Raw genomic sequence first — 10,849 nt, forward strand, 5'->3', positions numbered from 1 at the left:
CTTAATTTAAGATGGCCTTTTTAAATCTATTAATTATGAAGATTAGAGTGGGCGAAAAAGCTGATTTGCCAAGAGTTTTAGAGCTAATTAAAGAATTGGCTGTTTATGAAAATGAGCCGGATGCTGTAGATAATACTGTTGCCCAGATGGAAGTTGATGGGTTTGGGCCAAATCCAATATATGGGTTTTTTGTAGCTGAAAATGATGATCACCACATAGTTGGTATAGCTATTTATTATTACCGATATTCTACCTGGAAAGGTAAGCGGCTATACCTCGAAGATATTGTTGTAACGGAGTCTGAGCGCGGTAAAGGCATAGGAAAGATGCTCTTTGACCGGACGATTCAAAAAGGCAAAGAAGAAAATTGTACAGGTATGATGTGGCAAGTGCTAGATTGGAATGAACCAGCAATTAACTTTTACAAGAAGTACTACAATGCTAATTTAGATGGCGAGTGGATCAACTGTAATATTGAGTTAGGCTAATACCATTTCTTTTATAGGCAGATCAAACATTTCTTTCATTTCCTGAGCCAAATCTTCCATGTATTCGTCCTCTCTTTGGTAAGTCCAGATTACTTCGAAATTCTTACCTAAAATAAAATACTTGTTCAGCTCAGCTATTATACCAAGAATCATTTGATGTGAGGCCGAATTGATATAATCAAGCTCAATTTTGAAAGAGTTGTAAGGTCTTGGTTTTTGAATATAGTTACGCAACCAATCGATTATAGGCTTTTGAAAAGGTACTGTATCTTCCATATAGGATCTACCTCTCAATACTAATTCTCCGTTGTCTGCATTAAGATAAACTAATGGTGAATCTTCCGAAGCTTCGAGCATAAATGTTTTCATAGTTATTCTATTCAACTCCTATGAAACTCAACAAAGTATGTGATTATTCCGAAAAGGAAACGTTTACTGGTACAAAAGCTTGGTCAAAGCACAAAATAGCACTTTCTGCTGTTTGGCTAAACTTGCTGCAATAGTGTTCTGAAAGCTACATGTCTGTTTTGGTACCTGTTTTTGTGTTCCTCGACCAGAGGAGGTGCAAATTCATTCAAATACTTCATTACAAACTCAATGTCTTTAGCGAAATATTGAATACTATACGACACAGTCTCCTCATCTTCCTGACTAAGAACTTTAAATACTTTATGTTCTACAAACATACCTGTATGCATTACTGCTGGAATGTGAACTGATTGCATCCAATCCAGCCATTCGTGCTCAACATCCGGGTCAATTCCTACTGTTACATTATATAAAACCATGGTATTTTGTTTCTATGCGAGAGGTCATTATTTTTTATTGCAGCAAAATTATCATTATTTTCAACTTCGATGTCCATTTTGTCTATGAAGTACAAGGCAATTATTCTAATTGCATTAATCACACTTGTTGGTAGCTGTCACCGCTCGGGCAATGAAAGTGATAACCTGAAGAATACAAAAACTGAATACCCAGATGCGGTTAATATTGATTTGGATAAGATTAGGGAGAGGGGTTCCTTGGTGGCAATAGTTGATAACAGTTCCACTGGATACTTTATTTATAAAGGCAGACCAATGGGATATGACTATGATTTGTTAAAGCTGTTTTCTGACTATTTGGACTTGCCGTTAGAGATAAAATTTACACCTAGCATTGAGCGTGCCTTTGAAATGCTGAATAATGGTGAAGGAGATATTATAGCTTATTCGCTAACGGTTACTAAAGAAAGAAAAGAGCGTGTAGCTTTTACATCCAGACATTTTACCACACGACAAATGCTGGTTCAGAGAAAGCCTGATAATTGGTATGAGCTAACGAAAGAAGGTTTGGAAAAATCACTTATCAGAGATCAGGTAAATTTATTAGGTAAGCAAGTTCATGTTAGAAAGCATTCCTCTTATATTGACCGACTCAACAGCTTAGCTCAGGAAATTGGTGGTGATATTATAATAGTGGAGGAGCCAGATTCGGTTGAAACTGAGTTGCTTATTAAGAATGTGGCAGAAGGTAAAATAGAATATACCATTGCTGATGAAACTGTAGCCATTGTAAATGCTTCCTATTATCCTTCTATTGATGTAAAGACTCCTATTAGTTTTCCGCAAAAAATTGCTTGGGCCGTTAGGCCCAATGCCACAGAGCTGCTTAGAGAGGCAAATGCTTGGTTAAAAAAGATTAAGAAAGAGCCGACATTTAATGTCATTTATAACAAATATTTTAAGAGCACTAGAGCATCTACCCTTAGGGCTAAAAGTGATTTTTCCTCCTTTGGAGGTAAAAGTATTTCTCAATATGATGAATACCTAAAAGAAGCTGCTGATTCGCTAGGGTGGGATTGGAGGTTGCTGGCTGCTCAAATGTATAGGGAATCTAAATTTGACCCAAACGTAAAATCATGGGCTGGAGCAATTGGTTTAATGCAGTTAGTGCCAGAAACGGGAAGAAGGTTTGGAGCAAGAGATTTGTACAATCCAAAGCAAAATATCTTTGCAGCAGGCAACTACTTACAATATCTGGATGGACTATGGTCTAAAACAATCAAGGATGAAGATGAAAGAATAAAATTTGTTTTGGCTTCTTATAATGTAGGACTGGGCCATGTGGAGGATGCCAGAAATCTAGCTGATAAGTATGGTGCCGATCCTACTGAATGGAATGACAATGTAGAAAAGTATTTGTTGTTAAAGTCTACGAAGGAATATTTTACTGATCCTATTGTTAATTCTGGATATTGTAGAGGAGATGAACCAGTTAACTATGTTAGGGACATTCTGCTTTATTATGAACAGTATAAACAGCTTATAAATAGTTGAAATAATTTCAAAAATTATATTTTAGCAAAAGTCATGTTAAATTATAAGGATATGTCGGTTTCTAAGATGGATAGCTTGTATAAGGAATACACTCAAGTGAGGTTTCTTGATATTAATAAGGAGCAGTTTATATATATAGCGCACCTTTTGCCATCATGTATTTTAGTGATGAGCGATGGCCTACTTGATTCTGAAGAGTGGGTTACGCTTAAGCAGCTGTCAAAAATATTAGGTGACGAGTTTGCTTCTGATAACCTTGGAACGGACGAGAAGGAAGAAAATCTGATGCTTATTTATAAGGCCGAGATAAGGTATCTTCTTAAGAATAGAGAGATGTGGGAAAATAAATTTCTGGAGGCGCTGAAAGAATATTTACCAAATAACGCTGCTTCGGTAGAATTCTTAAATGAAACCTTAGATCTTTTTGCTGGCCCGGATGCTGATCCTGAGCCAGATGAAAAGGCAAATTATGATAAATTAAAACAAGAGTTGGGCTTATAGCTGATTGACAATGCTCTCAAAATCGAGAGACTCCCAGTTTTTATGAATATTATTTTGAGCCATCACCTTATCCATGATGGCTTTTTGTTTTTTGCCCATTTCTAAAGCATCAGAATACCTCATTTGTTCTTTAAAAGTGACCATGGAGTACAGAGGAATCCATTTTTGAGGATACAAGTCTGATAATTTAGCCTCTATCTGTTTTCTTAGTAGAAAATTATCATCTGCTACAAGGTCTCTCATTTCAATGAAATTCTGCAAGGCGAGATTTGAAATAGCATCAGCATCTGGTTTTCTCAACTTCTGATAGGCAGGCAGTAATTTATCCCAATCATCTTGGTGCTCATCAAGCATTTGATTCAAAACCCTACAATCTTCAAACCCGCTATTCATTCCCTGACCATAAAAAGGGACAATGGCATGAGAAGCGTCACCAATAATCAAAGTTCTATTTTTCACCCATGGATAACTTTTAACTGTAACTAAGGATGACGTAGGATTGCGATGATAATCCTTCATTAAAGATGGCATTAGCTCAACAGCATCAGGAAAGGTAGTATCAAAGAAGGACTTAATTTTTTCATCGGTATCCAGAGATGCAAAGGAAACTTCGCCCTCGAAAGGAAAGAAAAGCGTGCAAGTGAAACTGGCATCTTGATTAGGTAGAGCAATAAGCATGAATTTACCCCTTGGCCAGATGTGCAATGCGTTCTTCTCAATCTGGAAGCCACCGTTAAGTGCTGCTGGTATGGAAAGTTCCTTGTAACCGTGCTCAATATAATGTTGTGAATAGTTAAAACGGTCAGTGCGTTGCATCAACCTTCTAACTACGGAGTAGGCACCATCAGCACCTATAATAAGGTCAGCTTGATATTTGCCTCTTTTACCATCTTTTTCAAAAAACAGGATGCTCTCCTCGAAATTGGTACCTACACATTTATGTTCGAAGTAGAACTTAACGCCATTTTTTTCTGCTTCATTTACCAGAACTTCATTGAGTCCACCTCGTGAAATTGAATTGATAGCCTGACCCCCTCTACCATAAGGCTGAAACTTCAAAAACCCTTCTTCATCGTGCATCATACGACCACGCATCGGGATAACCATCTTTTCAACAGTAGCTTCAAGGCCAACCTCTTTTAATGGTAACCAGCCCCTATTACTCAATGCAAGATTTATTGATCGGCCCCCTGCAAGATTTGCAGCACGCATATCAGGCCTTCCTTCAAATACATTAACGGTATATCCTCTTTTAGCCAGATAGATACCCATTAGCGAGCCCACTAGTCCAGCACCAACAATTCCTATTTTCTTTACTTGCTTCATTCGATCAAAACTTTTTTCATTATCGAATAGAAATTAAAAACATCTTCAAAAGTATTGTACAAAGGCACAGGAGCCACCCTTATAACTTCAGGCTCTCTCCAATCAGCAATCACACCTTCTTTGGTGAGTGTATCAAATACCTTCTTGCCATCTTTTTTAACTACTAACGATAGTTGACAACCTCTTTCTTCCGTATTTTTAGGTGTTAAAATCTGAACTGAATCTTCGAGGTCGCTCTTTATTAAATACTCTAAAAATCCTGTTAGTTGAAGGCTTTTTGCTCTTAGTTTATCTATGCCAGCTTCTTTAAAAATTTGAAGTGATGCCATGTGTGCAGCACTTGATAAAACATTGACATTGCTCTGCTGCCAGCCATCAGCTCCTTCCATGGGGATAAAGCCTTTTTCCATTTTAAAACGCTCTTCCTCATTATGACCCCACCAGCCTGCAAATCTTGGTAAGTCAGGATTGTTCGCGTGACGTTCATTGACATAAATTCCGCTTACACCACCAGGCCCTGAATTTAGATATTTGTAACTGCACCAGGCGGCAAAGTCAGCACCACTATCATTAAGGTTAACAAGCACATTGCCTACAGCATGTGCCAAATCAAAACCAACTTTTGCCCCAGCTTTATGGCCAGCTGCTGTAATTGATTTTAGATCAAAATATTGACCGGTATAATATTGAACACCACTGAATAATACTAATGCAATACTGTCAGCATTTTTCTCAATTGTATTGACAATATCATCCGTTTTTAAAGTGGCTTCACCTTCTCTTGGTTTAATTTCGATGATGGCTTCGGAAGGATTAAACCCATGAAATTTCACCTGACTTTCAACCGCATACTGATCAGACGGGAAAGCACCTTCTTCCATAACTATTTTAAATTTCTTTTCAGATGGCCTGTAAAATGAAACCATCATCAGGTGGAGGTTGGTAGTTAGGCTATTCATGGAAACAACCTCACTTGGCTTTGCTCCTACAATTTTGCCTAAAGCCTCTTTTGAAAATTTGTGATAATGGAACCAAGGTCTTTTTTTAGCATGAAAATGACCTTCAACACCTAATTTCTCCCAATCCAGAAGTTCTTCTTCAACAAACTGTCTTGTTGATTTTGGTTGCAGCCCTAAAGAATTACCAGTAAAATAGATACAGTCTTTCCTGTTTATTTTAGGAATATGAAACTTGTCGCGATAAGTTTTAAGAGGATCTTTTTCGTCTAAAGATTGAGCGAATTGTAAGGAGTTCTCAAAAGTCATAATTCAAATTTTGCCAATATTAGCCAAAAATCTTTATCTGTTCCCCCGAAATCACACCTTCCTGTCTGAGTAATTGCTCTTTGATTTCTAAGCCACCCGCAAAACCCACCAGACTCCCGTCTTTGCCAATCACCCTATGACAAGGAATGATAATTGGTATTTTGTTTTTACCATTTGCTGTGCCGGCAGCTCTTATAGCCTTTAAGTCTCCAAGTCTGATGGCCAGATCACTGTAAGAAATGGTCTTTCCGAAAGGAATTTCTTTTAGCTTATTCCAAACTCTTAATTGAAACTCTGTGCCTACAGGTTTAATTTTGACATTAAAAGTCTTACGTTGGCCTTTAAAATATTCGGTCAACTGGGTCTTACAACTCTCAATTACTGAATCAGTTTCTTCTTCCTCAAGGTGTTGATTGAATTCTATTTGAGTTATACAATCATCTTCAGAATAGGTAGCAATGGGCCCAATAGGCGAATTAAAATTGGATTGACCCATTAAACAAATCTAGGGTCAGTTTCCATGACATGACCACATTTAGAGCATGTTCTACTTTCTTCAGAGCTGTAAAATTCTTTGAATCTTGGCTGAAAATCCTTTTCGACATTCTCCAAAGTGAAATAAGTTTCGTGTAATTTATTATTGCAGTTATCGCAAAACCACATTAAACCATCTGTTAGGCTTTCCCTTTTTAGCTCTATTACCAACCCAACCGATCCTGCAGGTCTGATTGGACTGTGCGGAACTTTTGCCGGGTGTAGATACATCTCACCTTCTTTTATAGGAATTTCTACAGCCTTTCCATCCTCCTGAATTTTTACCGTTATATCACCTTCAAGCTGATAGAATAGCTCTTCTGTTTCATTATAATGATAATCTTTTCTGGCATTTGGCCCACCAACTACCATTACAATGTAATTCCCAGCATCTGTGTAAAGATTTTTATTGCCAACTGGAGGTTTCAATAGGTCACGATTGTCTTCTATCCATTTTTTGAGATTGAAAGGTCTTCTAATAGCCATAAAGTTGTTTGTTATTTTCTCTTTAAATTTAACGAAAATTAGAATTTATAAATAAGACATAACTACATTCTATGGATTTAGATTTGACAGGTAAGCGGGCGTTGGTCTGTGGAAGTACTGAAGGAATTGGCAAAGCAATCGCCATTGAGTTAGCTACTATGGGTGCTTCCATTACCCTTTTGGCTAGAAATGAAGCAAAACTTAATGATGTAAAGGCCGAGTTAACTGTAGAAAGGGGCCAAAGTCATGATGTTTTGGTAGCTGATTTCGACAAGCCAGATGTGGTTGAAAGGGAAATCAAAAGCTATATAGGTCAAGGGATCAATATTCATATTCTTATCAATAACTCAGGTGGCCCTGCTGCTGGGAAAGCAATAGATGCCAATTTGGATGAATTTCATCTTGCATTTAATCGCCACTTGATCTGCAATCAAATCTTGGCGAAAGCAGTAACTCCAACTATGAAAGCTGAAGGATATGGACGCATTATAAATATTATATCAACTTCAGTAAAATCACCGCTTAATGGATTAGGTGTGTCTAATACAATCAGAGGTGCCGTGGCCAACTGGGCAAAGACACTATCTAACGAATTGGCAGCCTATGGCATAACTGTAAATAATGTACTGCCTGGCGCTACTTTCACTGGTCGATTAGAGTCAATTATAAAGAGTAAGGCTGAAAAAGCTGGAATCACTGTTGAGCAATCAAGTGAGAATATGAAGAAGGAAATACCTGCCGGCAGATTTGCTTCTGCTGAGGAAGTAGCAGCTGCCGCATGTTTTTTGGCTAGTCCAATTGCCGGGTATATTAATGGTATCAATCTGCCTGTGGATGGTGGAAGGTTGAGTTGTTTATAATTGAAGGATGCAAAAGATAAAAAACTATATTAATGGAGAGCTGGTTGAACCAATCAGTAAGTCTTATCTAGATAATGTAAATCCATCGACTGGGGAAGTTTATTCTCAAATTCCAGATTCTGATAAAGAGGATGTAGAGATTGCAGTGCAATCAGCCAAGGCAGCATTTAAATCCTGGTCAGAAACATCTATTACGGACAGAGCCAAGGTTATGAACCGGATAGCTGACTTGATTGACAAAAATCATGAAAAGCTGGCAATGGCTGAGTCAGTAGATAATGGAAAGCCTTTGAAGCTTGCCAAAAAGGTAGATATACCACGGGCTGCTGCCAATATGCGATTTTATGCTACAGGTATTGAGCATTTTGCTTCAGAGTCGCACCAACCAAACACTGAATATATCAACTATACAACTAGAACACCTATTGGGGTAGCAGGCTGCATATCTCCGTGGAACCTGCCGTTGTATCTATTTACATGGAAAATAGCTCCAGCAATTGCTGCTGGCAATACTGTGGTAGCTAAGCCATCTGAGATTACGCCTATGACAGCTTTCCTTTTTTCAGAGTTGTGCATTGAGGCAGGTCTTCCTGCTGGTGTTTTGAATATTGTCCACGGGTTAGGGGCAAAAGCAGGCCAAGCGATTATTGAACACAAAGACGTTCCTGTAATATCTTTTACTGGAGGCACATCAACTGGTAAAAGTATCGCTGCTACAGCAGCTCCAATGTTTAAAAAATTGTCACTGGAGCTAGGAGGCAAGAATCCCAATGTTATTTTCGCTGACTGTGACTTCGATAAAGCAGTAAAAACTTCAGTTACCTCATCATTTGCGAACCAGGGACAAATATGTTTATGTGGTTCTAGAATTATGGTTGAAAGATCTATTTACGAAAAGTTTGTTAGTGCCTTTGTTAAGGAAGTTAAAAACTTAAAAGTAGCTGACCCATTAACAGATGAGGCGAAAGTTGGAGCAGTGGTTTCCGAACCGCATATGAATAAAGTAATGAGCTATATTGAGCTTGCGAAGAAAGAAGGTGGAGAGGTGCTTATTGGTGGGAGTAGGATCAATGTGGATGGTCGATGTGAAAATGGTTATTTCATTGCTCCTACAGTAATCACAAACTTATCGCATGACTGTAGAACTAACCAGGAAGAAATTTTTGGACCTGTTGTCACCATAATGCCATTTGATACTGAAGAGGAAGTGATAGAGTTTGCCAATAGTACTGCTTATGGTCTGGCTGCTACCATCTGGACAGAGAATCTTAAAAGAGCACACCGTGTAGCTCACAATATAAAGAGTGGCATAATTTGGGTTAACTGCTGGCTTGTAAGAGATTTAAGAACACCTTTTGGTGGAATGAAACAATCTGGTGTAGGTCGTGAGGGAGGATGGGAAGCTTTACGCTTTTTTACAGAACCTAAGAATATTTGTATTGCCTTAAAATAAAAAAGCCTGTCTTGAATTTATCAAGGCAGGCTTTTCGATTTCTTAATTAGAAAATTAGAACTGTTCAGTTCTTGCGAAGAAGAAACTTCCTTCAATAGCAGCATTTTCATCTGAATCAGAACCGTGAATTGCGTTTGCCTCAATAGACTCAGCAAATAAAGCTCTGATAGTACCTGGGGCAGCATCTTTAGGATTAGTTGCACCAATAAGTTTTCTAAAATCTTCAACAGCGTTATCTTTTTCCAAAATCATAGGAATAATAGCACCTGAAGACATGTAAGTAGTTAGATCATTGTAGAAAGGTCTTTCTGAATGTACTTCATAAAACTGACCTGCTCTGTCCTTAGACATATAAGTTTTTTTCATTGCAATGATTTTGAAACCAGCTTCTTCAATCATTTTAATAATTGCACCGCTGTTACCTGCTGCCACAGCATCAGGCTTAATCATTGTAAATGTTCTAATTCCCGCCATAATATTTTTGTTTTCTAAATTTTGCCGCAAAAGTAGCACAATATTTAAAAGAAGAATAGCTCCTTTCATTTATTTGATAGAGAATAGTACCATCGCTCCATTTTGCTTTAGAACTAATTTATAACCAATTTTGCCCCTTAAATTTTTTACAGACCCGGTTGATTGTGGGAGATTATAGTGTAATGCAAAATTTCGAAGCATTTAAGGAGAAGTTAAAATCTCCGAAAAATATAGTGATTACCACGCATCATAAACCAGATGCTGATGCTTTAGGCTCTTCTTTGGCTCTAGCTTCTTATCTCAAGAAAAAAAATCATAAGGTGACAGTAGTAAGTCCTACTGACTATCCGGATTTTTTGAATTGGATGGTGGGCAATGATGATGTGGTGAAATATAGTGAAGGAGGAAAAAGTAAATCGGAGCAGGTAATAGAAGAAGCCGACCTGATCTTTTGTCTTGATTTTTCTAGCTTAAAGCGAATTAATGAAGTTGGCGATCTGGTAAGAGAATCAAAGGCCGACAAGGTGTTGATTGATCATCACCTTGAGCCTGAAGACTTTGCTCAATATGTATTATGGAGTACTAAGGCGGCCGCTACTGCAGAGCTTATTCATCAGCTGATAGTTGATTTAAAGGATCAGGACCTTATCGATAAAGATATAGCAGAAGCGCTATACGCAGGTATAATGACTGATACCGGTAGCTTTAAACACCCTAATACCACTAAAAACATTTTTGATGTTTGCGGTGACTTAGTAGGAAGAGGAGCTGACACCGCCAAAGTAGCCAAGCTGATCTATGATAATAATTCGTTAAACAGGATTAAGTTCATAGGCTACGCGCTCAATGAAAAGCTCAGAGTTATTCCGGAATTAAATACAGCCTATTTTGCTATTACCGCTAAGGAGTTGGAGCGATTTCACTCCAAGACTGGTGATACCGAGGGGCTTGTAAACTATGCCTTGTCTATAGAAGGGATAAAGTTCGCTGCAGTTATTATAGATAGAACTGAAGCTGTTAAGATGTCATTCCGCTCGGTGGGTGATTTTTCCGTTAACGAATTTGCTAGAAAGAACTTTTCTGGAGGGGGACATAAAAATGCTGCTGGCGGAATCTCGCATGCTAGCCTTGACGAAACAGT

Annotated in this window: 13 protein-coding genes; 6 read left to right on the forward strand and 7 right to left on the reverse strand. The window is 38.1% G+C overall.

The features are described 5' to 3' along the window. The first annotated feature begins 32 nt into the window (after positions 1-32). Complete coding sequence (locus E1140_RS12415) at positions 33-488, forward strand: GNAT family N-acetyltransferase (protein ID WP_185153561.1); 456 nt, start codon at positions 33-35, stop codon at positions 486-488. Here the strand turns inward: E1140_RS12415 and E1140_RS12420 are convergent. Both E1140_RS12420 and E1140_RS12425 read right to left on the reverse strand, forming a co-directional pair. Continuing rightward, the gene (locus tag E1140_RS12420) at positions 480-857 is read right to left on the reverse strand and encodes a DUF1987 domain-containing protein (protein ID WP_155184058.1); all 378 of its coding nucleotides are present in this window, start codon (positions 855-857) and stop codon (positions 480-482) included. The genes E1140_RS12415 and E1140_RS12420 overlap by 9 nt on opposite strands. 116 nt (positions 858-973) lie before the next feature. Beyond that, positions 974-1,276, reverse strand: coding sequence for a DUF4286 family protein (locus E1140_RS12425; protein ID WP_155184060.1), 303 nt, complete (start codon positions 1,274-1,276; stop codon positions 974-976). Between the two features lie 84 nt (positions 1,277-1,360). Between E1140_RS12425 and E1140_RS12430 the strand changes: the two genes are divergently transcribed. Beyond that, complete coding sequence (locus E1140_RS12430) at positions 1,361-2,809, forward strand: MltF family protein (protein WP_246202867.1); 1,449 nt, start codon at positions 1,361-1,363, stop codon at positions 2,807-2,809. A 51-nt stretch (positions 2,810-2,860) separates the two neighbouring features. Then, positions 2,861-3,310, forward strand: coding sequence for a hypothetical protein (locus tag E1140_RS12435; protein WP_155184066.1), 450 nt, complete (start codon positions 2,861-2,863; stop codon positions 3,308-3,310). Here the strand turns inward: E1140_RS12435 and E1140_RS12440 are convergent. From E1140_RS12440 to E1140_RS12455, 4 genes are read right to left on the reverse strand one after another with little or no spacing between them, the layout of a single operon-like run. After that, complete coding sequence (locus tag E1140_RS12440; RefSeq protein ID WP_155184068.1) at positions 3,305-4,636, reverse strand: FAD-dependent oxidoreductase; 1,332 nt, start codon at positions 4,634-4,636, stop codon at positions 3,305-3,307. The two genes, E1140_RS12435 and E1140_RS12440, sit on opposite strands and share 6 nt — an antisense overlap. After that, positions 4,633-5,901: a kynureninase gene (kynU, locus tag E1140_RS12445; protein ID WP_155184071.1), complete on the reverse strand. Its 1,269-nt coding sequence runs from the start codon at positions 5,899-5,901 to the stop codon at positions 4,633-4,635. The genes E1140_RS12440 and kynU overlap by 4 nt, the downstream gene beginning before the upstream one ends. Before the next feature lie 19 nt (positions 5,902-5,920). After that, positions 5,921-6,397: a methylated-DNA--[protein]-cysteine S-methyltransferase gene (locus tag E1140_RS12450; RefSeq protein WP_155184073.1), complete on the reverse strand. Its 477-nt coding sequence runs from the start codon at positions 6,395-6,397 to the stop codon at positions 5,921-5,923. Continuing rightward, positions 6,397-6,921 (reverse strand): 3-hydroxyanthranilate 3,4-dioxygenase, encoded by a 525-nt coding sequence (locus tag E1140_RS12455; RefSeq protein WP_155184076.1) that lies wholly within the window; start codon positions 6,919-6,921, stop codon positions 6,397-6,399. The genes E1140_RS12450 and E1140_RS12455 overlap by 1 nt, the downstream gene beginning before the upstream one ends. A gap of 71 nt (positions 6,922-6,992) precedes the next feature. Here E1140_RS12455 and E1140_RS12460 point away from each other — a divergent pair, with 71 nt between their 5' ends. Next, positions 6,993-7,781, forward strand: a complete 789-nt coding sequence (locus tag E1140_RS12460; RefSeq protein ID WP_155184078.1) for an SDR family oxidoreductase — start codon at positions 6,993-6,995, stop codon at positions 7,779-7,781. Positions 7,782-7,788: 7 nt separating this feature from the next. Next, positions 7,789-9,234: an aldehyde dehydrogenase gene (locus E1140_RS12465; protein WP_155184081.1), complete on the forward strand. Its 1,446-nt coding sequence runs from the start codon at positions 7,789-7,791 to the stop codon at positions 9,232-9,234. Positions 9,235-9,288: 54 nt separating this feature from the next. Here E1140_RS12465 and E1140_RS12470 read toward each other — a convergent pair whose 3' ends face one another. After that, positions 9,289-9,708, reverse strand: coding sequence for a nucleoside-diphosphate kinase (locus tag E1140_RS12470; RefSeq protein ID WP_155184088.1), 420 nt, complete (start codon positions 9,706-9,708; stop codon positions 9,289-9,291). Positions 9,709-9,890: 182 nt separating this feature from the next. Here E1140_RS12470 and E1140_RS12475 point away from each other — a divergent pair. Next, positions 9,891-10,849: DHH family phosphoesterase (locus tag E1140_RS12475; protein ID WP_155184083.1), on the forward strand; the 959-nt coding region annotated here is incomplete at its 3' end.

The sequence above is a fragment of the Fulvivirga lutimaris genome (assembly GCF_009711525.1).
In the GTDB taxonomy this organism is placed as follows: domain Bacteria; phylum Bacteroidota; class Bacteroidia; order Cytophagales; family Cyclobacteriaceae; genus Fulvivirga; species Fulvivirga lutimaris.

What these genes read in the sequence shown, in the direction of transcription:
- E1140_RS12420 (WP_155184058.1), bottom strand. Translation starts at nt 857, where the DNA reads ATGAAAACATTTATGCTCGAAGCTTCGGAAGATTCACCATTAGTTTAT.
- E1140_RS12425 (WP_155184060.1), bottom strand. Translation starts at nt 1,276, where the DNA reads ATGGTTTTATATAATGTAACAGTAGGAATTGACCCGGATGTTGAGCAC.
- E1140_RS12430 (WP_246202867.1), top strand. Translation starts at nt 1,361, where the DNA reads ATGAAGTACAAGGCAATTATTCTAATTGCATTAATCACACTTGTTGGT.
- E1140_RS12435 (WP_155184066.1), top strand. Translation starts at nt 2,861, where the DNA reads ATGTCGGTTTCTAAGATGGATAGCTTGTATAAGGAATACACTCAAGTG.
- E1140_RS12440 (WP_155184068.1), bottom strand. Translation starts at nt 4,636, where the DNA reads ATGAAGCAAGTAAAGAAAATAGGAATTGTTGGTGCTGGACTAGTGGGC.
- kynU (WP_155184071.1), bottom strand. Translation starts at nt 5,901, where the DNA reads ATGACTTTTGAGAACTCCTTACAATTCGCTCAATCTTTAGACGAAAAA.
- E1140_RS12450 (WP_155184073.1), bottom strand. Translation starts at nt 6,397, where the DNA reads ATGGGTCAATCCAATTTTAATTCGCCTATTGGGCCCATTGCTACCTAT.
- E1140_RS12455 (WP_155184076.1), bottom strand. Translation starts at nt 6,921, where the DNA reads ATGGCTATTAGAAGACCTTTCAATCTCAAAAAATGGATAGAAGACAAT.
- E1140_RS12460 (WP_155184078.1), top strand. Translation starts at nt 6,993, where the DNA reads ATGGATTTAGATTTGACAGGTAAGCGGGCGTTGGTCTGTGGAAGTACT.
- E1140_RS12465 (WP_155184081.1), top strand. Translation starts at nt 7,789, where the DNA reads ATGCAAAAGATAAAAAACTATATTAATGGAGAGCTGGTTGAACCAATC.
- E1140_RS12470 (WP_155184088.1), bottom strand. Translation starts at nt 9,708, where the DNA reads ATGGCGGGAATTAGAACATTTACAATGATTAAGCCTGATGCTGTGGCA.